This window comes from Vagococcus elongatus, assembly GCF_003987645.1.
GTDB classification, from domain to species: Bacteria; Bacillota; Bacilli; order Lactobacillales; family Vagococcaceae; genus Vagococcus_A; species Vagococcus_A elongatus.
The window spans coordinates 19,179-44,389 of record NZ_NGKA01000011.1; the positions used below are offsets into that span (position 1 = coordinate 19,179).

Below are 25,211 nucleotides of genomic sequence, written 5' to 3' on the forward strand. Positions count from 1 at the left end.
TTTCTTATACAAACATTTTTTGAAGCAGTGATTTTTTCAAAGTTTTTAGTGAATTTAATTCACGCTGATGAAGCGCGATAGTGTCGTCGAGCTTACTTAGAAAACTGCTAATTGCTAATTGTTCTTTTACGCTTGGTAAAACTATAGGAAGAATTTTAATCAATTCCGCATTGTAGCTTTGTTGTTTTGTCCCTTGAGTGTATTGAAGACCATACTCTTCACCCACTTTTCGATACCAATGGAATAAAAAAGATGAATCAAGTAATTTTTCATCTGGAAATAAAGCCATACAGGACTGATTGAGTGTTGTATCAATGCCTAAAATTGCACAATTCCCTCGTGTTCCCGCTGCTTCTAACCCAGTTATTGCAAGCACAAAAGTATCTCTAGGGACCATTTTTAGATTCGCATTTTTTTTACCCTGCTCTGTAATCTTTTCAATTGTAGTAGTCACTGTTCCTCTATTTAATTCCCCACTTGAAAGCCAATTAATGTCTCCATTCCAAAAAGAAGCTTTAGCTCTAGATGGAGTTTGTCCATTGTATTGACCATTTATCACTTCCCCCAACTTACGCTGTTCCCAAGCATCAGTAAATCCAGAAAAACGAATTTCTGGTTTGCTTTCTCCTTTTTTCGGAAACATTTTTTGAAGATAAGATTTTTTCATTTTTATCAACAAATCATACTTACGTTGATGAAGCGCGATAGTGTCGTCGAGCTGCTTGAAAAATGAACCTATTTTAACTTGTTCATTATAAGAAGGTAGCTTTATTTTCAATTTCATCATTGTTTCGGAATTTAATTTCGCCCTTCCACCACCAACTAAAAATGGTACCAAATTCATTTGTTTTATAAAGTTCATAAGATACCTATTATCTGAAATATCTGCAATAGCTTTGATAACATGGGCATGATTATTGACCCAAACTTTTCCACTAACATAATGAACTGGGTAATTCCGTATATCATTAGCACCATCTTCAGCTATTAAAATAAATTCCCCTTCATGAGTATAGCCCTCCACATAATCCTGTATTCCATTTGCTCCAAAATACGGAATAGTTCCCTTAATTCTTTTAGATGCGGTTATTGGAATACGTAAATTATCGTATCTATCTGCTATTTCCCCCAACTTACGCTGTTTCCAGGCATCAGTAAAACCATTAAATCTTATTTGAGGTGAGTTCTTTATTTTTTTAGTCATTTCCAATCACCTTTTCTTATGTCAAACATTTTTTTCATTTATTACTCACCCTTCTTTATTTCATCAGCCATTTTTTTGAAAGCTTTACGGAATTCAATACGGTACCGCACCCAAGTCAATGCTGCAATCTCGTCATCTGCAATTTCTTTATAGTCAGACTTCGCATCATTCATAATTTTTGTTAATTCACCTTGTTTATCTAAGTCCTCTTGTCCAAATTGATGCTTTTTAATCAATTGCTCCAATTCTTTCGGCTTCGTACTATTGTCAAGGCCCCATGTTCTAATAAAGTTTGTCAATAGTTGAATGTTAGTATTCCTTTGCGCTTGATCCATCGCCCGATTCATTGCTTCCACATCACGTGGAGCCGGGTAATGGTCAAATTCAAATTCTTTAGAGAATACTTTGGAAACAAAGTGATTAACTTTAGCTTTTTCTTTCTCATTATCCGATTTGGCAATTTCAATATGAATTTCTTTTCTTGTATTTGCAGCATTAAACATATCATTAACATGTACTTCATCGGCCATCTTAGCTATCAAGTCTACTAAGTAATCATAGTTAATCGTAACATCATGAATGTGGACCATTGCAAGGTTGACTTGTGAGATATCTATATCGTCACGTTCGGCACGACGCTCTTTCAACTCCCCTGCAATGACTGTTGTCAAAATTACTTCCTGCTCTTCGGTGATTCCTAGTCGTTCATAGAACTCTTCAGGATTGTCATAAGCAGAAATCGGATTTTTATTATCATCTTCCGTGTATTGCTTCAGTTGACTAAGCAAACGGTTATATTCTTTCAAATTATCAAATAGTTTATCTTGGGCCTTTTCACTTGGCGGTAGCTGTATGAAATTATCTGTCAAAGTGGCAAGTTTTTCAACGACATTTCTCATTTCTTCTTGGACTTTTCCAAAAGATTTTGAGATAATACCTGATTCTTCGTTTCCTGCTTTTAAATCATCCAGTGACAGTTGTTCATCCGCTGAAGCGCGGTTAGAATAAACTGCAAAAGCTTGATTCATTTCATACTCATTTTGTACAGGCCAGCGGTAATTGACAACATTTCCCCACGGCTTATCAATGAGATTATGCACACGATTGGTACGCGAATAAGCTTGAATCAAACTACCGCCTTTCAAGGTACGGTCAACATAGAGTGTGTTCATCTCCGGCGCATCAAAACCGGTTAGAAGCTGATTCACAACAATCACCAAGTCTAAAAAATGACCATCATCTGCAGTCTTATTAAGGCGGCGTGTCAAATCTTCTGTGTAAGCTTTAACACTAGTCATGTCATAATCCGTTCCAAATTGTGCATTGTATGCTTTAATTGCACGGTGCAAGTTCATATTTGTTTCAAGTTGATGGTCGCTATTAGAAGTAACTGCTGAAAAACTAATGCCTACTTTTAACCGCTCATCCGCTGGGCGTTTGCCATTTTCCTCAGCAAACTTATCAAAGAATTCCATCGCTCTGGGCGTACTTGCTTTATTCCCGCCAACATGAACGGTAAACAACGCATTATACTTACGATTATTCGACCGCTTTTTCCAATTATCAAAAATATCCTGTACGACCAGTTCAACATGCTCTGGACTGTAATCGTACACGCTGCCGCGGATGTTATCATCAATATCTTCTTCACTTGGATCTTCGGGTGCTTCAATTGTCTCCTTAAATTCTACATTGAAGCCGAGAACATTTTTATCTGCAATAGCTTCTTTAATCGTATAAGCATGGAGGAGATCGCCGAATATTTCCCGGGTTTCAGGAAATTTGGGCGTACCTGTATAGCCTACCCATGCAGAATTCGGAACAGCTTTACGTATCATTTCAAGCATTCCTTCATTTTCAGTACCATCACCAGTTGAGCGATGAGCTTCATCAACAATAAAAAGAATATTGTCATTCAATGGCTTAAAGCTATCTCGTACGACATAGCGAGACATCTTCTGAATACTTGTAACAATAATATTCTTATCACTTTTTCTTGTCAATTTACGGTGAAGGTCAGAAATATTTGCTGTCTCACTAACAACCCCTGTCTTCCCTTCAAACCCTGCTACTGGATCATACGCTTGATATGCATCGGCTGTTTGATTTGTCAGTGCTATCCGGTCAACTAAAAAGACAACTTTACCTACATTGGATAAACGGCTGGCAAGCCAAGCTGTTTTAAAACTGGTAATTGTTTTTCCTGACCCCTCTCGTGTCAAGGGTATGATAGAAAATACTTGTAAATTATAAATCTAAAAACTCCTTAATTCTTTCTCTTCTATATTTTCTTTTAATATACTGATCCTCCCTTATCTCATGTCTTAATAGCCATCTTCCATTTTGCTTTTGTGCTTTATCATTGGGATAATATTTTTCATATTCAACTTGAAAAATTGGCTGATATTCATTTATCTCACCAATCTCGGCATCTCTTCTATCTATTTCATTTAATAAACCAGTCTTTAAAACTTCAATTTTGATGGTTATTTTTCCAGCTTTAATTTCTTCTATGTTTACTCCCCAAAGTTCCTTACCATCTTCTTCTAAAGCCCTCACATGCTCCATAAACCTTACACCCATTTGGCTACTTTCTCCTATAGCAATTGGAAGATTATTAAAACATATCATATAAACCCCTGAAACTTCATTTGTACCATTTACTTTATTATATTTTTTTACATACTCACCTACATTAGTATATTTATCAATGAGCTGCTTTCCACGACTTTCATACCAGTCGTATGTTTCCTTTAAACCTTTTCTCATGATTATTACATCTCCTGTTTATTTTGATTTTATAATCACTACTTCTGTTCTTTTTTATAATCATCTTTTAGCTAATCTAATAAAATTCACTTAAGCTAATTTTTTATTTAAACCAATAACTAAGGAGACCCTATAATGGATCTCCTTCTATTGTACTATTGATATTCTATTCTTTCTATACCTTTTCCTGAAATATAAATTTTATCAATATATTTCTCGACAATTTCTTTAGTTAGACTGTCTATGCTACCTGCTTGTTTAAGTTCCTCGTCTATTGCTCCTATACGTTCCTTATTTTCTTCCTCAGATTCTTGTATCTGATTTTTTGTTTCCATAAAATCTTCTCTTGAGATTTTACCAAACTTATAATTCTCAAACTCTATCCTTTTCTTTTTTAATAGTTGGTCATTCCTGTCATAAAGCTCTTTTTGTTCATCAAGGAGCTTTTTCTTTTCCGTCTTATCTGTATGAAACTTATCCTTAAGGATTTTAAATACCTCTTTTTCTAATTCCTTATTATGAGGTAGCTTTTCTTCCTGCTCAAGCATTCTACAGTGATAGCAATAAAGATTTATACTTACTATTTCTTTTCCATTAGAACTAATGCCAAATCTGATTTTATAGCCACATTTATTACATCTTACATAAGTTGCTAAGGGACTATTCTTATATTTGCGTTCACCCCACTTAAACATTTTATTCCTTTTTCTTGACTTTATAATATTATTAGCTTCATCAAAGGTTTCTTTGCTTATAAGGGCTTCGTGATTATCATAAACTCTTATCCATTCTTCTTTAGGATGATAAGTAACCTTACCTCCATCAAGCTTACTTTTTCTTGATTTATTAAAAACAAAAGTCCCCGTATATGCTTCATTATTTGCTATTCTTCTAACCATACTGTGAGACCATATTGTATCTTCCACAGTAGATTCCCACCTATTTGCATAGGCATCATAGCCTTTAATCTCTTTCCTTCTTGCTCTTGCAGTCATAACACCTTCACTATTAAGAGTTTTTGCTGTTTCATTTAGGCTATGTCCTTCAAGAAGAAGTTGGAATATATATCTAACATTCTCAGCAACCTTTTCATCAACTATAAGCTTATAATTATCCTCAGGATCTTTTAAATAACCATATGGCGGAGCTCCAGATGTGTACTTCCCTTGCTTTTTCGCTACAAGTAGAGCTGTTGTCATTTTTTCTGAAATATCCCTACTATAATAGTCATTAAGAAGATTTTTAAATTGGATATCTAATTCAGTTCCATTTTGAACTTCATTACTACTATCATAGCCATCATTAATTGCTATAAATCTGATCCCCATAAAAGGAAAGATATTTTCAAGATAATCTCCCATCTCTATATAATTTCTCATAAATCGTGACATATCCTTTACAATGATACAGTTTATCTTTCCTTGTTTTACCTTTAAAAGAAGCTTATCCAAGCCAGGTCTTGAAGTAGTGCTACCACTATAGCCCTCATCAATATACTCTTCTATATTTGCCTTTTTAAGCTCTTGGTCATTAAAGATAAAGTTCTTAATAATATTCCTTTGAGAATTTATTGTATCTTCTGTATGCCCTAGATTTCCTTTTTCAAGTACGGATATTCTAAGATAAATAGCAATATTATTCACTTGACCTCATCTCCTTTCCACCTAAAAAGCCTTTTAAACTAATTTCTATACTTTCATTATCATATACATCAATACGTTCAATATATTTCTGAACAATATTTTCATCTAGCTTAATATCTTTATTAGAAAACAAGCTATCAAATAATCCTATCTCCTCCTCAGCTTGACTTTCTATTGAAAGTATTTCAAGGTCAAGATCACTTAGGCTCTTTTCATAGATGGCTAGGTCTTTTCTATTTAATATTCTTTTTTCAAGATAGTCTTCTTTCTCAATCTTTCCCAAACTATAATTTTCATATAGTCTTTTTAAGTCTGAATTATGTTTTGAAATCTTAAGAGAAATAGACTGGCGATTTCTTTCTACCATCTCAATTCTCATCTTGCATATATCAGTAATTCTATCCCTGCAATCTTTTCCACTTACATCAATGCTGAGTATATTTCTCAACTTATTTATTACTAGATTATCTAAGTCACTTTCCATTATAGAAATATAGGGAGTTTCAAGTAAAATACCATTGTTTTCTTCATTTGTGAACTTATAATAATAAAAGTTGGCATTCTTCTTATTACTTCTTACTCCATTTCTAATTAAAAGTAGGTTCGTATTTGCATCAAAAATTACACCTTTGTATTTATTAATTGGATCTCTTTTCATATCATGTCTTGTTATTTTAAATTCCGATTTATCTTTATTATTATCAAGTATCTCCTGGGCTATATTAAACATTTCTTCTGAAATAATAGCTTCATGGGCATTTTCTACAACAATCCATTCACCCTTAGGTTTTTGCCTATAATGACCGGACTTTTTCCCTTGGACATTTTCTTTAGTTCCTTGAACAAGGCAACCTGTATAGACTCTCTGTCTTAGCATATTAGCTATAGTCCCTTTTCTCCATTGTGGTTGTCCAGGTTCTCGTATAATAGACCTTGTTTTATTATAGGCACTTGATGTTGCGATGTTTTCCTCATTAAGTTCTTTAGCAATTTTAAGTGTATTAACCCCATCTACATACATATTAAAGATTCTTTGGACTATTTTCATGCTTACTTCATCAGGCTCTAATTTTCTTCCTCCATCTTTTTTTACTACCTTATATCCAAAAGGTGGATTTGAACCTATAAAGAATCCCTGTTTGGCATGAACCTGCCTACTGGTTTTAATCTTATGTGATATATCCTTGGCATACATATCATTAATAAGGTTTTTTATTAAGATTTCAAAAGATAGTTTTGCATCAATTCCCTTTTCTGTATCAATCTTGTCTATTACTGATACAAATCTTACTCCTAGGAAAGGAAATACCTTATCTACAAGTCTTCCCATTTCAAGATGTTCTCTACCAAGTCTTGATAAATCCCTAATTATAATGCAGTTTATAAAGCCATTTCTAACATCATTCATCATTTCAATATAACCTGGCCTATCAAAATTAGTTCCAGAATATTCATAATCTGTATAAACCTTAACTAGGGTCATATTTTCTTTATTAATATACTCCTGGCAAATCTCCACTTGTGATTCTATAGAATATGATTTATTTCTCCACTCTTCTGTTCTTTCCTGCGAAAGTCTTGTATAGATTCCAACTCTTGATGAATTAATAGTCGCTTTTTCTTCTGTTTTTATTAAATCTCTTCTTGATATTCTAGCCATAGAGAGCTACCCCCTCCCTTTCAGTGGATAGTCCTTTTATAGCCATGCTATTGAAGGATGCAAGATTAGAAGTCTTGGTTTTCTTAGCTCTCTTTAATATTCTCTTTAATATATCTAACTTTTCCATATCATTAAAGAATACTGTTATTCTTGGTCTTCCTTCTTCATCCTTTTCCCCTACCAATATACGGTCAACAAAAAATGCTAGTGTCTGCCTATCAATACTTTCTATATTTTTATACTTTTCCAAGCCTGTAAGCCAATTTTCTTTGGAATTAAGTATCTCTTCTAAATCATTATAGGCTTTCCTTCTATTTATAATTTGCTGTTCAATCTCTTTTATTTTAAACTGGTAGCTCTTCCTAAAGGATTGAAATTCCTCTTCATCTATAAGCTCATCTTCTAAGTCCATATAAAGAGAACGTCTAAGGGTTTCATACTTCTTTTTTTCAGCAAGTAGATCATCTAAATCAAGGTCATATTCTGATTTACTAAAATCAGTTTGCCTAATTCTTAAAAATAGTTCTTCTTGATATTTAATATGTTGTTTTAGGATGTAATTCAAAGAAGATAAAATATCCTCTTCCTTAATACTATGCCTTGAGCAACCCTTACCACGATTGTATAAGCCACATATATAATAAATTGTTTGTCCATTTTTTGTCTTTTGGTTTCTTCTTACTAGCTGATTTCCACAATCTGCACAATAAAGAAGCCCTGCTAAAAAATCAGGTTTGGTTTTCCTATTAAGAATATCTCTTCCCATCATCTTATTAGCTACATTAAACATTGTTTCTGTAACTATAGCTTCATGAGTTCCTTCAACCCTAACCCATTCTTCTTGGGTAACTTTTATTTCCCTATTAGACTTATAATTAAGCTTGGTTCTCTTCCCCTGTTCTAAGTCTCCAAGGTAAACCCTATTCTCAATAATCCTATTTATCATCTTAGCCTGCCACTTACTTTGATTACTAGCAAAGCCTGTAGCATAATTTGATCCATTACTTTCCTTATAAGCTTGTGGAGTTTGAATACCTAGCCTATTAAGTTCATCTGCTATAGCCTTTGAAGAATATCCTTCTACTTTCATCTCAAAAATTCTTCTAATAACATAGGCTACATTCCTATCAACTATAAGATGATTTTTCTTTTTTGTGCTTTTCCTATATCCATATGGAGCAAATGCCCCTATAAATTCTCCCCTCTGTCTTTTAGTCTTTTGAGAGCTTTTAACTTTCATGGATATATCCCTGCAATAACTATCATTGATAAAGTTTTTTATAGGAAGAATAAGATGTGTGTCATTTACATCAGCATTTTCACTATCATAGTTATCATTAACTGATATAAATCTAACCCCCATTTGTGGAAAAATCTTCTGAAGAATTTTTCCCGATTCAATATAATCTCTTCCAAATCTAGAAAGGTCTTTTACAATAATCGTTTTGCTAGCTTTCTTTTCAAGGTCACTAAGCATCTTTTTAAAATTTGGTCTTTCAAAGTTTGAACCTGTAAATCCATCATCAATATATTCTTTGACAATTTTAAAACCAGCCTTATCAGCATAGCCTTTTATAAGTTCCCTTTGATTACCAATGGAATTACTTTCTCCTTCATCTCCATCATCTCTTGATAAGCGAAGATACATATAAGCCTCGATCTTTTTCATCTCTACACTCTCCTTAATAAATTATTTTGGGTGCAATTTATTAAGGATTTCAGAAACTTTATATTTTTATCTTACCGCACTTATATATATCTGTCAGCCCTTAAATCCTTAATTCTAACTTACATAAATCTGATACAAAATCATCCATGCTAACCCTTGTATTTCCTATACAACAATTAACAACAACATTTCCTACTTCTATAAAAACATTCTTTTTATCTTCTGGAATCTCTTGTAATTTTTGATCCAAATACGCTCCCATTGATTGTTCATCTTTATATCCATAATTAACAGAAGAAGAGTTTTGGTTTTTCTTATTAATATTTTCCATTTAATTACCTCTTCTTTCTTAATATTTTATTTTAAGTTTTATGACATTGACAGGTGCTTTGGCAGCTCATAGGAATTTCACCTCTCCCCTTTTCTCGGTGGGAAGCAACAACGTATAGAAGTATCATTATCACCATCTAGATTTTTGCAAAAAGTTTTGCCAATACTTTTTTGTAGCAAACTATTTCTCGCTCTCATCCTTATATCCCATACATTTAGCGTTATGTAGGTATTCATTTAAACCAAAGTCACCTTTAGCAGAATGGTCATGACGTAGTTTCATACTGGCTCCTTAAACGGATAATGTCCTGTCCTGGTCTATTAAGTTGTCAAAGTTCAAAAATATATAATTTTTTATTCTTATATAAGGGGCTGTATTTGCCCCTTATATATAACAGTGAAAAAACCACCCTCTTGATTCGCTTTTTTAAAAAAGATTTTATTTTTCACCCCAATCTTCTAAAAAGACCTTTAACTTCTCTAGGGTTTTTTCTTTCCTCCTAAAGACTGCCCCTTGGCTAATATTAAGTGTTTTCGCCAGTTCCCTTTGGGGTATCTCATCAAAAAAAAGAGCCTGAATAATTTCCCTTTCTTCTGGGCTTAATTTATCCAAGGCTTTATTAAGTGCTTCTATTTGCATTTTCACTGCTACTAATTTCTCTAGGTCAACGGCTTTATCTATTAGCCTCTCTTCCATGCTCCTATCTGCTCTATCTGATATAAACTCAGAGAAATAACCTAATTTATTCTCCTTGTCTAGCCTATTAAGATAATTCTCCCTATTGGTTTCTTGCCAATATCCCTTATATACTTTTTCAGATACATCCACCTTGCTATCTCCAAGGAATATATAATAATTTTTTTTATTTTCTTTCATTTTCCATAACCCCCCAATTTTAAAATCAAAATGAATTTTTAAAATTGGAGATCATGGATACCTAGCAATATAGGTTTCCCAACGTCTTTTCATATGCACCTGCTCTTTCTTTTAATTTCAGAGCCGGCGCATTAACGAAAGTATTTTGGGTACAAAAAAAGAGCCACACAAAACAGATTTATCTTTTCAGATAAAAACTTCCGTTTTGCGTGGCTCTTAAGGATTCTTGTCCAGTTCAGACCAGTCAACAAACTCTTGATTTATAACTGTTGTTTCTAAGGGTTCTAGCCCAGTCCAACACCTCTGTATAAATCTCAGCTATTCAATTTTGCCTAAAATATTTAAGGGAGAACTTTTTTACAATCTAGATTCTGATTCTAGATTAAATATTTTATCTATGTAACTCTTGACGGTTTTAGCCGAATTCAGTCTCCTATAGATTTTTAATTTATATTCCTATTCCTAAAGGTTCTAGCCTAGTCCAATAGCCAAAATATAAATTGCACAGAAACTCACTTAAGTATCTTATTTTATATCTTCATAATCAGCTGAACATTCAGCTACCATGGATAATCTCTTATCTGGATGATAAGTAATTATTCCATTTGTAATTTCTACTTCTAAATTTGCTCCACACCTAGAGCATTTGATTTCCATGTCACTAAAACTACTTGTAAAACCACTTTTACATAATTCCTTGCCACAGTATGGGCATACTATAATAAATTTTTTCTTTTTTTTCTTCATCTGCAATCCTTCTTTTCTTATTGCCTTCTAAGTGGATTGGGGAAAGAAAACTACAGATGACTTACTAATCTAACACCCAAGTACCACAGAAGGCTATCATTTTTTTCCTCATCATTAATCCTTCTTTTCTAAGTTTGTTATTAGAGGCTGGCCAATACCAACCCCTAACCTTTAAACAATTTTTGACCCTAGAAATTATACTAGGTCTTTCATAATTTTTACAGCTATTCCTTGGATAGAACAATTTGCTGTCACTATATCTTTCATATTCTTATTTTCTGGCTTAAGTCTTACACACTTTTTGCCTTGGTCAAGATATAATCTTTTTAATGTAGTAGTTCCATCTTCCAGTAAAGCAACAACTATTTGACCCTCATTAGCTTCTTCTTGTTTTCTTATAACTACTAGGTCACCATCTTCTATCCCAGCCTCTATCATGGAATCTCCATTGGCTCTAAGGATAAAATAATCGCCCTTATCAAAAAACTTTGCAGGTAAAGATACATAGCTTTCTATATGCTCTTCTTCCAAAAGGGGAAGTCCACAAGATACAGATCCTAAGACAGCCGCTTGTATCATGTCGGTTTCCATCTTTTTAATTGTTGGTGTAATAATTTCTTTGCCATTGTATTCAAGCATACCTTTTTCATTCATTTCCACAAGATAACGATATACAGTACCATTATCAGTTTTTACAGCTTTTGCAATTTCTCTGGTAGAAGGAGAAGTCCTATAGTGATTTGTATATTGATTTACATAGTCAATTATTTCTTCCATTCTTTTGGGACTTTTGGTTCTCATTTTCTACCCCCTTTCTAATCGCCAACACTTTGTTGGTGATTACTATTATAATATTAAATCCAAATTATTGCAATAGTTCTTTTGGAAAAATTAAACTTTATAATATTTGAAATTTAGGTCTGGCAGCCAGCCCCAAGTAAGTGGTATAATTTATTTATAAGATGATACAGGAAATACAAATATCAATTTTAGGAGGTCAATATGCTTATAGGATTATTTATAGGAATATGTTTAACCATAACCATTCTCTTTGTAAAACTTTATAAAAATATTACTTTATTTTCTTTTAAGACCTTGGCTTTTGGAGTTGATTTCTTTGTTATATTTTTTTACTCAATATACTTCTTCCATCCCAATGTATCAGTAAAACTTGTTGATGGTAAATTGCAATATCTTCTTAATGCAGGTGTTGGAATCCTTGCAATACTTATGTATGGACTTTTAATTTTATTTATCAACGATACCTTCCCTACGATTAGCAATGCTCTTAACCTATTCATAGCATTTGTAGGGGTGTCTGTTGCCGTCCCTTTTGCAATTGGACTACTGAGTCCTGTAATCCAAATATTTATTCATGGTTTTACTTTTAATGGAGATATTGTTCTATCACAGAATCATATGTTAAGTCTTTTCTTGAAGTATATGGTCTTTGGGCTAATTGCACTCCCTGTATGGAGATACCGAATAAGTAAGCTTGAAGAGCTTTAATAAATTAGACATAAAATGACGAAGTTTAAGGTCTTCTTTCTTGACCTAAACTTCGTCATTTTAGTATTTATAATTATCTCAATTTATATAACATTTGTAAGGTACTCATTATTGCTTAATTAATAATAATATTATATACTTTCCCCAATAAACTCAAAGTTATTTAAAAGGTTAATTCTCATTTTATAGAAATCTAATAAATCCCTTTTATAAATCAAGACTTTCTAATTCACTATTAATATAATATCCCTATATAACTAAAAACTGTTTATCTAACACTTGTATATATCTTTTTTAGGTCAATAAAAATACCATCTGCGTACTTTTGCCTAAAATCAATACCCATATATGATAACTTTCTCGATTCTGTAACTCCAGTTACTACAGTAATTGCATTCTTTGACATTGTGCCATCTATGCTCTTTAAATTATTTGTATTTACTTGCTTTTGTGAACCTAACTAATCTTCCTCCGTGAAGCAATAATAATTATCTGCATTCATTGAAATAATTTTTTTCAACGAATCTTGAGCCATATTCAGGTCAAGTGCAAATTGCGGATTTGCAATTACTAATTCACCATTTTCTACAACTGCCGCATCACCTGTTACAATGGAATTAGTCTCTGTTAAAAATAATGAAATATGACCTGGAGTGGAGATAACCTGACATCCTCCTGCCCAATCCAAACTATCTCCATCTTTAACTATTATATCTACATTGACAGGTTTAACTTTTCTTAATGTTTCACAGAAATCAATTCCAAATTGTTGCTGTTCTTTTGGCATTATTTTTAATAATTCCTCTGCTTGCAGCAATCTAAGAGATTTATCTTTCCCAGAAATATACTTACTCTCTATTTCACTTGAAACTACCTTAATATGTGGATGTCTTTCTTTAATTTCATATATGGCCCCCATATGGTCATCATCATGATGTGTAATCAGTACTTTTGTCAATGAATCTGCGTCTATTCCTTTTGATCTCATTTCATCTTCTAATAAGGATAAGAAATTAGGGTAACCACAGTCAACTAAAACAACATCGTTTTTACTTACTAATAAAACAGGATTTATGATTTTCGTTTAGGGATTCCCCCGCTTCATTTGATTTGAATAGAACATTTCCACTTTGAATATATGTCTTTACTTCATAAAATTCAATTGATTCAAATACTCGTTTTAAATCTGTCATCTTAATTATATTTTTCCCATCATACAGAAGTGAAAATCACCAATTTCATTTTTTTAGTAATGTACTACCATTCAAGTTTTCTAATTGATACAGGTATGCATCCTCACCAACTATTTTTAAGCTAGGATTTCTCGATTCTATTTCAAATTTTATATCTAGGCCTCAATTTTTATCCTGTTTCTGAAATAAATATCTTAACCCTTCCTTGTTACTATCGTTATTGTCGTTCACAATATCATTAATTATCGGCTCAGCATTATATATATCATACCCATAAGGCTCAGTAATAAATATACCCTTTCCATTTGAATAAGAAAGTAATTCTGCCTGATAGGATTTCGATGTATCAACAGGTATCCTTCCACTTAAAGTTGTCTCTTCTCCCTTGCCTATTATATCTTCAATAGAAGCCCTCATCTTCCTGAGATCACTCATAACTCTTCCGCAGAAATCATTTGGAACTTGAACTGTATATTTTAAATAAGGTTCTAATATTTCAGTTCCTGCTTTTCGAAGAGCTTCCCAAAATACATATGGTGTTAAATTTCTAAAGTCAGAGGGGGTACTTACTGGACTATAGTATAATCCGTAGTCAAAAGTTACCTTTAAGTCTGTAATCTCCCAGCCATAAAGTCCTTCTTTACAAGCATTTTCTACAGCTTCTCTTACTGCATATTGAAATGAATTATTCAGATATCCATATGACACAGTGGTCTCATACGATAATCCTAATCCTATTGGTAGTGGTTCTATAGACAATCCAACAGATGCCCAATAAGGATTTGGTGGAACTTCTATATGGATTACTGCTTTGGAGTTTCTTTTAGGTCGTTCTTTATATATTGTTTTCAGTTCACCAAATCTAGCATCTATTTTGTATCTGCTTTTAAGTAGTGATTCTATTACTTCCATTTGAATATTTCCAAATAGCTTCAATATGATTTCTCCAGTATCTCCATTAATTTCACAATCTAGAAATGGATCTTCTTCAGTTAATTCAAACAACGCTTCTATCAGTTTACTTCTTTCACTTAAATCACAAGGCTTAATAGAGGCTCTTAATAATGGTTGAGCTATCCCCGTATCCAACGCCTCATCATATTTATGTCCAATATAATCTCCTATCTTCAAGGAATTAGCATTGAAAATGATGGCAATATCTCCACTACCAACCTGATCCATCTTAACAATTTCACCATTTATAATTGATCCTAAGTTTCTTACCTTGAAAACTTCTTCTCCACCATTTATAAAAGTTTCCTGACGTATTTTTATACTACCTCTAAATATTCTTAAAAAAGTCATCTTTCGGGATTTTTCATCCCTATCAATCTTATAAACATATGCTGATAAAAGGTCTTCAGTATTATAACTATTAGTAGGAAGATAGTTTGTAATAGCAAATAATAGCTCGTCAATTCCAATATTTTTTAAAGCCGAACCATGAAATACAGGATAAAGATTGCAATTATTAACCTCATCCAAAAATACATCATTATATTCTTTTCCTGTAATGACATCTCCATTTATATATTTTTCTGCCAACTCATTATTTATATCTAACAATTTTTCGGATATTTGATTTTGAATTACTTTATCATCCTTTATATTTGTCAATTCAAAATCATCTTTATCTTTTATTCTAACTGATTGCATTATTGCAAGATTAGAAGTTAATTTCTCCTGTATTTGGGCATATATCTCATCCAAACATACTCCCTTTCGATCTATTTTATTCACAAATATAAGTGTTGGTATATTTAATTTCACTAAAGTATTAAAAATCACTTTAGTTTGAACTTGAATTCCTTCTTTTGCTGAAATTACTAAAATAGCTCCATCTAACACTTTCAGAGTTCGTTCAACTTCAGCTATGAAATCCATGTGCCCAGGTGTATCTATGATATTCACCTTTGTATCATTATAATTAAATGAAACTGTAGACGCCCGTATAGTTATCCCCCTATCTCTTTCAAGTTCCATCGAATCCGTTATCGTTGTAGCATTATCGACCCTTCCAATTTTATTAATTGCCCCACTTTTATATAATAAACCTTCTGTAACAGTTGTTTTACCTGCATCAACATGTGCCAATATTCCTATATTAATAATTTTCATTTTATACCTCCATAATTATATAAAAAATCCCCTGTGATAAAATACTCTCTTCACAGGGGAACTTATTTTTATATAATTACTTAAAGTAAATATAACATACACAATTAGATATAACATCAAGGTGTTACATCTACAGTCTAATCAATGCTATATAATACATAAAAATATAAATTTATTGTTATGAGAATATTTCTAAATAAAAGTACAATTAATAAGCCATACAAATATCCTTTTGCATGGAAAACGTACTTGTTCTATTTTATTAATAGTTATTTAAAAATATTATGCCTCATATGATAAAACTCCTTTGATTAATACTACATTTTATAATACTTAATTTTATTTTATTTGTCAAGTAAGACTCAGAATCTTTTTTAGAAAAATAAACTTAATAATATTTTAAATCTAGGTCTGGCAGCCTGCCCTAGCTAAGTGGTATAATTTATTTGTAAGATGGCACAGAAAATATAAATATTAATTTTAGGAAGTCAATATGCCTATAGGATTATTTATAGGAATATGTTTAATCATATCCATTCTTTTTGTAAAGCTTTATAAAAATATTACCTTGTTTTCTTTTAAGACCTTGGCTTTTGGAGTTGATTTTTTTATTGTATTTTTTATTCAATATATTTTTTTCATCCCAATATATCAGTAAAACTTGTTGGTGGTAAATTGCAATATCTTCTTAATACAGGTGTTGGAATCCTTGCAATACTTATATATGGACTTTTAATTTTTTTATCAACGATACCTTCCCTATAATTAGCAATGCACTTAATCTATTCATAGCATTTATAGGTGTGTCTATTGCAGTTCCCTTTGCCATTGGGCTACTAAGTCCTGTAATTCAGATATTTATTACTGACTTTACCTTTAATGGGGATGTTGTTCTATCACAGAATCATATGTTAAATCTTTTCTTAAAGTATATGATTTTTGGACTAATTACACTCCCTGTATGGAGATACCGAATAAGTAAGCTTGAGGAAATTTAATAAAATTAGGCAGAAAAAAGCGACTACTGTAGAAATAATTTTTCCTAATAGTAGTCGTTTAATTTGTGTAAAGAATAAAAATAATCTCTGGTTAGTTTATTTACTCTATCCTCTCACTAGTGGTATTATAACCTGAACCACCCCACCTCCATTTTTGTCATTGGATAATATAAGCTCCCCATTATAGTTTTTAATAATATTATTTGTAATATATAAACCTAATCCATGATGCCCAGATTCTGTTCTGCTTTCATCTTCCATAAAAAATTGTTCTTTTCCGTGCTTTAGTATCTTTTCAGAAAATCCTTTTCCCTGATCCTTTACCTCAATAATTAAATTGCGATTTTTTATATTAGCATTAATGGTAATAGTTGAGTTGTTTGGGGAAAAGTTAACTGCATTTGTTATAATGTTCATAAATGAACGTTCCAATTCAATTTCATTTCCCTTTAAATGTAAACCTTTATCAATCTCTATATTACATATAATACTAATATCTTTTATCTTTCCTAAAGCTTCCCCTTGGTCTTTTAGTGAAAGTATAAACTTTCTAATATTAATGATATTGTCTAACTCACTATTGCCTATTTCTTCTTTAGTTATTGATAATAATCTTTGTAAATATTCTTCCATCTGATTACTGCTTTTTTCAATATAGTTACAGTAATTTTTCTGTTCATCTGTGACATCAGTTTCCTTTAGTAAACCTACATTTCCCTTTACTATAGTAAGGGGCGCCCTTACATCATGGGCGAGAGCAGATATTTGTTCTTTCTTTTTCTGTTCAAAATTCCACTGTTCTTCTAAAGCAGTCTTTAAAGAATTCTTCATCATATCAATACCTTGAAGAACCAGATTTATCTCCCCTATATTACTTACACCTACATCAAAGTCTAAATTATGTTCTTCTATTTTCTCTACAGTATTCAAGAGATTTCTTAACTCGCTATTTATCCTTTTAGCTAATCTATTCGACCATAGAATAATCAATATAAATAATTGAAACAAAAATGAAAATATAATTGTTAATTCTGCATTAGGCAAAGTTTTTCTCAATCCATCATTTGTAAACTGCATACTTAAAGGATAGCTAATAATCAATACTTCTTCTTCCCTCTCAATACTAATAATATAGTCTGATAGTCCAATTGTATTTTTCCCCTTCCTATAGTTATCCCAACTATCATCTATATATTTAACAGAAAAATTACCATATAAAAAATCTCCTGCTTCTGAATAGACCCCAAAATTACACATTGGTGTCAATAAATCCATATTTACCTTAGGTGAATTTTTTAGTTCATCATAGTTTTTTTGAATTATTCTTTCAGAATAATTTGCTGGGTATACTCCAATTGAAGCTATCCCAAATACTAAATAATTCACTAACATTAGGGTTGTAATAAATACTCCAAGATATAAAATATATTTTATAAATATTGTACGAAGACTTTTGCTTTTACTTCTTCTTAATCCCATTTGTAACCTACTCCCCAAACTGTCTTGATTGGTTCTATGCTAAATTGTATAAACTTGGCTCTAATGTTTTTTATATGCTCAGCTATTACATTTAAATTGCTTTCCTTTTCAAAGCCAAAAACGGATTCAAAAATTTGTTCCCTTGAAAAAACTTGACCTCTATTAAGGGCTAAATACTCACTTATTTCATATTCACTTTTAGTTAGAGATACCCTATTATCTAATACGAAACATTCTTTACTTGATAGCAAGAATTTAACATCACCTATATTTATATAGTTTATCTTTTCCCTTTCTTCTCTTCTAATATGGGCATCTACCCTTGCACGAAGTTCCTGAACTCCAAAGGGTTTAGTTAAGTAATCATCTGCACCTAATCCTAGCCCCCTAATTATATCTGCTTCGTCTGATTTTGCTGTAAGAAATAAAATAGGTGAATCTACCTGTATCCTTATCTTAGAACATAAGCTAAATCCATCAATTTCAGGCATCATTACATCTAGAATTATTAAATGATAGAAACTTAAATCTTCAGAAAGAACCTTTTCGGGTTTATCTATTTTTTTAATAAAATGATTGCTTTTACTTAATATGTTTTCAATCAAATCTAGAATAGCTTTATCATCATCCACTACTAAAATATTGGCCATTTAATACCCCCTACTCTTCGGTTCTATTTCCTTCCCAGTTTTTAAACCATACTAACATAATTACAAATGATATAAAAGTTAAAACTATAGATATAATAATTCCTAGTTTTAAATCTTGGTCTAGCAATATGTCTTCAGCACTTTGATACTTCATAAGCAATGATGAAGTAAACCTAATACTCCATGAACTTGGAAGAAAAGGCCATCTGCCATCCCCCATTCCTGTTAAAAATAAGGCTGCTACAAGAGATTCAGCAATACCCACTCCAATAGAAACTGCCTTAGAAAATCTAAAACTTAAAAATAAATGTAGTATATATAAGAATATATTGGACCCTATTAGAATTGCCACAATAGCCAGGTTTATATAAATAGGATAGATATTACTATCTATAAAAGAATAACCTATATAAAAACCAACAACTGCCAATATAGTACTTAAACTTCCAAATAATAAACATAAGGTAAATTTACTCATTATACTTAAATTCTTTGTCTCTGAAGCAATTAAAATATTTTTAAAGCCCCCTGCTATATATTCTTGCTCTGCTACTATTGAAGTGATTATTCCTATTAACATTGGAAATGTTATGCTTAAAACTTGTAAATAAGCTGATATCTTGCTAAAACTAGTCCAAGGTGTATAAGAATAATAGCTTAAAAATATGATTAACCCTAATATAGGGATATACAGGTGCATCCATGGAATTTGGGTAGATTTAAATTTTATTATATCAGCTTTTATAAGCTTTTTAAATTCTATCATTTAATTCACCTCTTTTTTTCCGAACCATATTGTAGTAAGAATAGCCAATATCAGAAAGATAATAATACTGATTAAAGTACTGCCTAATACCCCAGTTCTATTTGGCATTGAGTTGATTTCTGGAGCTGGAAGGCCATTTGGTAGAATACCTAAAATTGGAACCATTAGAGCGGATGATGTCCCATAAGGTAAGATCTTTAAAATTAAATTTATTCCAGATCCATAGCTTATAATTCCGAAAATTGTCATTCCTAGATTAAAAATAACAGCAAGGAAAATGTTGAACTTAGCAGTTAAAAACATAATGATAGGAATATTAAATAAAAATGTAAAAATTAATACAATAGTTCCTAATATATTTGCTCTTAAAGGAATAGTAGAGCCACATATTAAAGCAAATACCTCTGCTCCTAACATAAATATCAAGTTGGTAAATACTAACAAAATACTAATGTATAGTATCTTTCCTATCCATATCCTCTCTTTACTTTGAGGATACAAAAGCATCCCCTTATAGGAAAGGTTTTTCTCCTTTGTAATTGTTTGGGCAGATATAAGAGCTAACATTCCTGGAAGGAACATAGCATACCACCAGTTATATGCACCATTTTGACCTCCTCCCCATAAGGCAGATAATATAAGAGAAAAAAATGGTGTTATTAGGATAAATTTATTTGTTGATGTTCTTTTGTTTTTTAAGAATTCTGATTTTACTATATCAATCATTAATTTTCACCCCTGTTTCTTTTTATAATTTCTTTAAACAAATATTCAAGATCATCTTCCTTGCTTAACTCTCCGTCATAGCCAATAATACCATTGGATATGATTCCCACCTTATCAGCCACTTGTGCTACTTCTGATAAAATATGGCTAGATAAAATCACTGTAATTCCCATGGCAGGAAATGAACGAATTAATTCCCTTAATTCTTCTATTCCTATTGGATCAAGTCCATTAGTAGGCTCATCCAGAATAAGCAGTTTGGGATTATTTATAATAGCCATTCCAAGTCCTAATCTTTGTTTCATCCCCATGGAAAAATTCCTTACTTTCTTTTTTTCAGCCTGCCTAAGACCTATAATGTCAAGTACTTCTTCTACTCTCTCCTTTGGCAGTCCATAAAGAGTAGAGGCAGCCTTCAAGTTTTCTCTTGCAGTTAAATTTGGATAAATTGCTGGTTCTTCAATTAATGCTCCTATATCTTTTAAGTCCTTTCTTGTCCACAGATGGTCTTCAAATAATATTTCTCCAGAGGATGGTTTCATTATCCCTGTAATCATTTTTAATATGGTTGACTTTCCAGCACCATTTGGTCCAAGTAGTCCATATACAGAATTCTTCCTAATTGATATAGAAACATTATTAACAGCTACTTGACTCCTAAATTTTTTAGTTAATCCCTTTACTTCTAAAATATAATCTGACATTCCCTTACCTCCTAAATTAATCTTATATTTAATCTATAATTAAAGTATACAAGGTAATTATAAGGAATTTATAAGGATTTATAAAAATAGTTTTTTAGAAGTTTGTCTGGCTATGGAAATCCTAATCCGATGGATAAATAGCCTTATGGATCTAAGTCTAGGTAATCGGGTAAGAGATAAATAATTAATTTATTTACCGACCTCCCACACCCCAGGTAAGAACAACAACCTTCATCCCATGTAACCGTCACATTTACTGTGTATAGTTCGGGTAGTATTGGACTTTGTTTTGTATCGTAAACTCGTCCACTCTAAATCAGCCTGATGTGATTTCTGTTCGTCGGTTCGGGATTTTGCTTCCAGTTTCCTTCAGATTCCACGTCGCCGTGGACACCCTTGCTCTTAGCTAACGGTTCCTACTACCAAGCCCGTAGTGGACTTTCACAACCAAGTTGTTGCCCATACTGGGCATACAATCAAAAAACTGCGTCCCAATAGGGACGCAGTTAAAGTAGATATGTGGTTCTAACCTAATCAATATATGTTATAGAAGTTCATTAGGAAGTTCATCTTGTAACCTTCTACCAAAAGCACGATAATACCCTGAGTCATCTTTATCAACTTCGTATTTCGTTATCCAATTTTTATCCTTGAAAATTTCTAATATCCGTTCATTGACATTGTTAACTACAAATTTGGGTCGACCCAAATCAAACAATCTTACATAATCCTTCAAATTCAATTTATCTAGATAAATGATTGCTTGTCTTTTGTCAAAAGTCGGAAGAATAATAATGAAAAATTCCACTTTATCTTCATAAGTAAGCCTTGTATCTGCGAGTAGTTTTTCAAATAACTGCATAGAAAATGGATATGATTCAGAGAAAATCACTTGTTTTTGTCGAACTGTTAGATTTTCAATTTCTATTTTCATAGGACTATTCTCATGTAAATACGCAGTAAGCAGTTTAGGTATATCATTTTCTTCCAAATTATTGTTAAGTATATAAATCTTTACCGTATTAGAGTAATCAGTATCTATAATTGATATAGCTTCATCTGTAAATTTAAGAAGATTAATTTTATTTTCATCGCTAGTATCTAAAGAAAGCACATCTACCATTTCATTAAAATCAAAGGTCTCCCCAGAGATAACATCATTCACATATGAATCAATATTCTTTTTTATAAAGTGAAGTGTATTGGTTGGATATTCATCCCTAATAAATAACAAAGAGTCTTGTGACATTCTTATGGTTTCTAAATCAATTAGAATATCTATTTTCTCATTTGAAATCCCCTCGGTTTTGAATGAATCATAATATCGCCTAAGCGACCTCATTATTTCTCTATATTTTTCATTGTTTAAATCGTTACATACAATTGCAACCTTGAAAAAACTAGATGAAGCATCTTTACCAAAATCATTGATTGAATCAGAAAAATCCAAATGATTATCTTGGCTATTTACAAATTCAACTAAAATGTCGTCTAAGTTTTTTTCACTATTAAAGAAATATTCGAGAATATTATTCTCCGAATATACGACTAGGTTATTTTGAAGTAATAATGACCAAGTATCCTTATCTGAAACTTTTTCGAGTAAAGTTATTGGTGTTTTTAGAACTTTAATATATTCAAGTTTATTTTCAAGAGTAATCTCATCATTATTTAACATAGATAACACAACCGATTCATCGTCTACAATACTTCCTTCACAATGATTAATTATTATTTCTATATAGTAATTAATATTTCCATTAATATATTGTGCCAATGGCGATTCTGGCAATGATAAAATCAATGTATAGTTTTTATGATTGAAATCTTCACTTTCTTCTATACCATAGAAGGTTTTGAGCATCAAAGTAATATGCCCGAAAGTGATTTGGTATAATCTGTTTTCATAAACTGCTATAAATAAGTCTTTATTTGCTATGTCATAATTAATTGATTTGAAACATATATTAATTAGCTTAAATCCTTTTATAAGTTTATCAATATTAGGATTTTCAATATCCAAGTAATTAGAATTATCAGAGATATAGTCGGTTAGGGATTTTTCATTGTTTACCATATTTATAATATCTTGAGAGTAATAAAGTGTATATATGGAATATAACTTAACTTGAGATTCAGTAAAAACACCATTGCTTAAAATTTCAGAAAAGAAATTTTGCCATTGATTATTGAGTTTAAATACTAATTGCTGGATTTCTCTTTCGGAAATAAAAAAGCCTTGAATAAATTTGAAATTCTTCGTATTCTTTAACTGCAGCAAAAACCTATGAAGTTGCATATCATATTCAGGAGTTGTCAGCAGAAAACAAAATAAATCAAAATTAAGAATTTCTTCCTCATCAAAACTCACATCACTCAATCTATCAATTACCATTCGAGGACTTTTTAGTTCATATGTATATTCTTTCGCCTTTTTATCGCTAACACTTCTTAAAAATGTTTTATCAATACGACTTAAGCTATTTTCATAGAAATAGGTCATGTAATCTGCATAACTCTCATCAATATAACCGTTGCGGATAAGATATTTAATTAAATCAAAATAAGGGGTTTCCTTTATCTCATTAAAATCTCTTTCCACCCCTATTTCATTTATATATGTAGTTTTAAAAATATTATCAATGTTGTTTCGTGAGATAATATTGCATAACTTTTTATTTTTAAGCATCTCTAGCTCTTCCTGAAGATTAAAAATATCCTGCTTGATTCTTTCGATATTTTCTACTTCCTTATTTTTAACAGCTTCCTTACGTTCATCCCATTCCTCGTTTAATATTTCTTTTTCTTTATGCCGATAATATCCAAGTTCTTCAATCTTTTTACTGTATACCATAGAAAGCTCTTCATCAGAACACAAAATTTCTTTTTGAGCTTTATCAATTTTTTCATTTAAGGTATCTATCTTTTTATTTATATTATTTTTTTCATCGCTAATAAACCCTTCTTTTTTTGCGAAAAGGGTATATATAAATCCTTTATTTAATTGCAAGTCACTAAAATCTCTTGGGAAGATATTTTTATAAATTATGAGAGCCAGAAGTTTATTATAATCTTGTTCCGTAGTATTGATTCTGTTATTATAGACCACAAACTCGTTATAAATATTTTTGAGTATACGCATATCATCAACATACAAAGAAACATCTTGCAAAAAATTCTGTTTAAATAATTCAAAAATCCCCCCTGCCTTAAAATGTGCAATGAACTGATCGTATGAGTTAGAACTATCAATAACAGGGACAACTGGCATTATATAATCAAAAAATTTCGTTCTATCCTTAGAAATGAATATATCATCACGCAAAAGATAAAAAAATCTTAGAGGATTTTTATTTTCCTTTTTTAATTGATTATTTACAAGAGTATTGACCTCCCTCAACCTTTGAAATATTTGGTTTACATTATATCTATCCATATCTTCAAAAACTATGACATCTGCATCCGAATTTTCAAAAAGATATAAGACTTCATTTAAATATTTATCAAAATAGGAGTCCTCATTTTCTTCAAAAATTTCTATTTCGTTACCTTGTAGACTGATTTTCTTTAAGATATTTTTATTTTTTTGGATTTTTATAATTTTACCCCAAATAACACCAAACAGTATAAAAAGGATAGTTCCGCTAAAAATTCGTGTTTCACTATAGGCTGTTAGTAACAGTATATTTTTAAGCCAGATAAACCAATTAATAGAAATGCTATTTACAAAAGCTTGCCAAGAATTAAACATTGTCAGATGCAATATCATAACAATAGTAATCATTATTAGAACTACATTTTGAATAATTTTTTTATTGTCGAGTTGTCTTTTAATCTTAAAATTCGTTTGAGGAATTTTATCAGAATTAATTTGATGAATCAGTTGATTAAGGATCTTACCCTCTAAAACAGATTCTTTTATTTCTGCTTCTTCATCTTCTTTTTCCATTGGTGACTTAAAATGTGCAAGGGAAATATGTAAAAACTTAATATTACTATGTTTCTTTTTATATGTTTCAAGAACACTACTCTTTCCAGCACTATATGCACCCGAAATAGCAATGTTTTTAACATCATCATTTTTAAAAATAAAGTCTAAGGCATGATCATAAATATTTAATTCTACATCATTTATTGGAGTAAGTTTTTGAAAATTATATTTATCCATA

The 25,211-nt window shown here is 31.3% G+C and carries 20 protein-coding genes; 1 reads left to right on the forward strand and 19 read right to left on the reverse strand.

Annotated elements, in window-relative coordinates; translation table 11 throughout:
- Positions 1-4: 4 nt before the first annotated feature.
- The 10 genes from CBF29_RS08145 to lexA all read right to left on the reverse strand — a co-directional run bounded on the left by CBF29_RS08145 (position 5) and on the right by lexA (position 11,700).
- Positions 5-1,204 carry a restriction endonuclease subunit S gene (locus CBF29_RS08145; protein ID WP_126809269.1) on the reverse strand — a complete coding sequence of 400 codons (1,200 nt, stop codon included), beginning with the start codon at positions 1,202-1,204 and terminating at the stop codon, positions 5-7.
- 41 nt (positions 1,205-1,245) lie between these two features.
- On the reverse strand, positions 1,246-3,426 hold the full coding sequence (locus CBF29_RS08150) for a type I restriction endonuclease subunit R, EcoR124 family (protein ID WP_245987316.1): 2,181 nt from the start codon (positions 3,424-3,426) through the stop codon (positions 1,246-1,248).
- 25 nt (positions 3,427-3,451) lie between these two features.
- Positions 3,452-3,973, reverse strand: coding sequence for a hypothetical protein (locus CBF29_RS13770; RefSeq protein ID WP_018579522.1), 522 nt, complete (start codon positions 3,971-3,973; stop codon positions 3,452-3,454).
- Between the two features lie 155 nt (positions 3,974-4,128).
- A complete protein-coding gene (locus CBF29_RS08155; protein ID WP_018579523.1) occupies positions 4,129-5,616 on the reverse strand; it encodes a recombinase family protein in 1,488 nt (495 codons plus the stop codon).
- Entirely contained in the window at positions 5,609-7,276 is a 1,668-nt protein-coding gene (locus CBF29_RS08160; RefSeq protein WP_018579524.1) for a recombinase family protein, read from the reverse strand. Before CBF29_RS08160 ends, CBF29_RS08155 begins: the two co-directional genes overlap by 8 nt.
- Complete coding sequence (locus CBF29_RS08165) at positions 7,269-8,945, reverse strand: recombinase family protein (RefSeq protein WP_018579525.1); 1,677 nt, start codon at positions 8,943-8,945, stop codon at positions 7,269-7,271. Before CBF29_RS08165 ends, CBF29_RS08160 begins: the two co-directional genes overlap by 8 nt.
- A 100-nt stretch (positions 8,946-9,045) precedes the next feature.
- Entirely contained in the window at positions 9,046-9,276 is a 231-nt protein-coding gene (locus tag CBF29_RS08170; RefSeq protein ID WP_018579526.1) for a hypothetical protein, read from the reverse strand.
- A 438-nt stretch (positions 9,277-9,714) separates the two neighbouring features.
- The gene (locus CBF29_RS08175; RefSeq protein WP_018579528.1) at positions 9,715-10,152 is read right to left on the reverse strand and encodes a sigma-70 family RNA polymerase sigma factor; all 438 of its coding nucleotides are present in this window, start codon (positions 10,150-10,152) and stop codon (positions 9,715-9,717) included.
- Positions 10,153-10,677: 525 nt separating this feature from the next.
- The gene (locus tag CBF29_RS08180; RefSeq protein ID WP_018579529.1) at positions 10,678-10,899 is read right to left on the reverse strand and encodes a hypothetical protein; all 222 of its coding nucleotides are present in this window, start codon (positions 10,897-10,899) and stop codon (positions 10,678-10,680) included.
- 195 nt (positions 10,900-11,094) lie between these two features.
- Positions 11,095-11,700 carry a transcriptional repressor LexA gene (gene lexA / locus CBF29_RS08185; RefSeq protein WP_018579530.1) on the reverse strand — a complete coding sequence of 202 codons (606 nt, stop codon included), beginning with the start codon at positions 11,698-11,700 and terminating at the stop codon, positions 11,095-11,097.
- 201 nt (positions 11,701-11,901) lie between these two features.
- Here lexA and CBF29_RS08190 point away from each other — a divergent pair, with 201 nt between their 5' ends.
- A complete protein-coding gene (locus CBF29_RS08190) occupies positions 11,902-12,408 on the forward strand; it encodes a hypothetical protein (RefSeq protein WP_018579531.1) in 507 nt (168 codons plus the stop codon).
- Between the two features lie 460 nt (positions 12,409-12,868).
- Here the strand turns inward: CBF29_RS08190 and CBF29_RS08195 are convergent, their stop codons facing one another.
- From CBF29_RS08195 to CBF29_RS08235, 9 genes are all read right to left on the reverse strand, one after another.
- Entirely contained in the window at positions 12,869-13,486 is a 618-nt protein-coding gene (locus CBF29_RS08195; RefSeq protein WP_051076755.1) for an MBL fold metallo-hydrolase, read from the reverse strand.
- Positions 13,458-13,628 (reverse strand): DUF1697 domain-containing protein, encoded by a 171-nt coding sequence (locus CBF29_RS13860; RefSeq protein ID WP_341853110.1) that lies wholly within the window; start codon positions 13,626-13,628, stop codon positions 13,458-13,460. The genes CBF29_RS08195 and CBF29_RS13860 overlap by 29 nt, the downstream gene beginning before the upstream one ends.
- Positions 13,629-13,763: 135 nt before the next feature.
- Positions 13,764-15,719: a tetracycline resistance ribosomal protection protein gene (gene tet / locus CBF29_RS08205; protein ID WP_018579533.1), complete on the reverse strand. Its 1,956-nt coding sequence runs from the start codon at positions 15,717-15,719 to the stop codon at positions 13,764-13,766.
- Between the two features lie 1,103 nt (positions 15,720-16,822).
- Positions 16,823-18,196 carry a sensor histidine kinase gene (locus CBF29_RS08210; protein WP_018579535.1) on the reverse strand — a complete coding sequence of 458 codons (1,374 nt, stop codon included), beginning with the start codon at positions 18,194-18,196 and terminating at the stop codon, positions 16,823-16,825.
- Complete coding sequence (locus tag CBF29_RS08215; RefSeq protein WP_018579536.1) at positions 18,187-18,846, reverse strand: response regulator transcription factor; 660 nt, start codon at positions 18,844-18,846, stop codon at positions 18,187-18,189. Before CBF29_RS08215 ends, CBF29_RS08210 begins: the two co-directional genes overlap by 10 nt.
- A 10-nt stretch (positions 18,847-18,856) precedes the next feature.
- On the reverse strand, positions 18,857-19,612 hold the full coding sequence (locus CBF29_RS08220; RefSeq protein ID WP_018579537.1) for a lantibiotic immunity ABC transporter MutG family permease subunit: 756 nt from the start codon (positions 19,610-19,612) through the stop codon (positions 18,857-18,859).
- Entirely contained in the window at positions 19,613-20,338 is a 726-nt protein-coding gene (locus CBF29_RS08225; RefSeq protein WP_018579538.1) for a lantibiotic immunity ABC transporter MutE/EpiE family permease subunit, read from the reverse strand.
- Positions 20,338-21,042: a lantibiotic protection ABC transporter ATP-binding protein gene (locus CBF29_RS08230; protein WP_018579539.1), complete on the reverse strand. Its 705-nt coding sequence runs from the start codon at positions 21,040-21,042 to the stop codon at positions 20,338-20,340. Before CBF29_RS08230 ends, CBF29_RS08225 begins: the two co-directional genes overlap by 1 nt.
- Before the next feature lie 544 nt (positions 21,043-21,586).
- A complete protein-coding gene (locus CBF29_RS08235; RefSeq protein ID WP_018579540.1) occupies positions 21,587-25,210 on the reverse strand; it encodes a YobI family P-loop NTPase in 3,624 nt (1,207 codons plus the stop codon).
- Position 25,211 lies beyond the last annotated feature (1 nt).

Coding starts and splice junctions, on each gene's coding strand:
- CBF29_RS08160 (WP_018579524.1), bottom strand. CDS start 7,276: ATGGCTAGAATATCAAGAAGAGATTTAATAAAAACAGAAGAAAAAGCG.
- CBF29_RS08220 (WP_018579537.1), bottom strand. CDS start 19,612: ATGATAGAATTTAAAAAGCTTATAAAAGCTGATATAATAAAATTTAAA.
- CBF29_RS08230 (WP_018579539.1), bottom strand. CDS start 21,042: ATGTCAGATTATATTTTAGAAGTAAAGGGATTAACTAAAAAATTTAGG.
- CBF29_RS08190 (WP_018579531.1), top strand. CDS start 11,902: ATGCTTATAGGATTATTTATAGGAATATGTTTAACCATAACCATTCTC.
- CBF29_RS08170 (WP_018579526.1), bottom strand. CDS start 9,276: ATGGAAAATATTAATAAGAAAAACCAAAACTCTTCTTCTGTTAATTAT.
- CBF29_RS08235 (WP_018579540.1), bottom strand. CDS start 25,210: ATGGATAAATATAATTTTCAAAAACTTACTCCAATAAATGATGTAGAA.
- CBF29_RS08165 (WP_018579525.1), bottom strand. CDS start 8,945: ATGAAAAAGATCGAGGCTTATATGTATCTTCGCTTATCAAGAGATGAT.
- CBF29_RS13770 (WP_018579522.1), bottom strand. CDS start 3,973: ATGAGAAAAGGTTTAAAGGAAACATACGACTGGTATGAAAGTCGTGGA.
- CBF29_RS08175 (WP_018579528.1), bottom strand. CDS start 10,152: ATGAAAGAAAATAAAAAAAATTATTATATATTCCTTGGAGATAGCAAG.
- CBF29_RS08145 (WP_126809269.1), bottom strand. CDS start 1,204: ATGACTAAAAAAATAAAGAACTCACCTCAAATAAGATTTAATGGTTTT.
- lexA (WP_018579530.1), bottom strand. CDS start 11,700: ATGAGAACCAAAAGTCCCAAAAGAATGGAAGAAATAATTGACTATGTA.
- CBF29_RS08225 (WP_018579538.1), bottom strand. CDS start 20,338: ATGATTGATATAGTAAAATCAGAATTCTTAAAAAACAAAAGAACATCA.
- CBF29_RS08210 (WP_018579535.1), bottom strand. CDS start 18,196: ATGGGATTAAGAAGAAGTAAAAGCAAAAGTCTTCGTACAATATTTATA.
- CBF29_RS08215 (WP_018579536.1), bottom strand. CDS start 18,846: ATGGCCAATATTTTAGTAGTGGATGATGATAAAGCTATTCTAGATTTG.
- tet (WP_018579533.1), bottom strand. CDS start 15,719: ATGAAAATTATTAATATAGGAATATTGGCACATGTTGATGCAGGTAAA.
- CBF29_RS08180 (WP_018579529.1), bottom strand. CDS start 10,899: ATGAAGAAAAAAAAGAAAAAATTTATTATAGTATGCCCATACTGTGGC.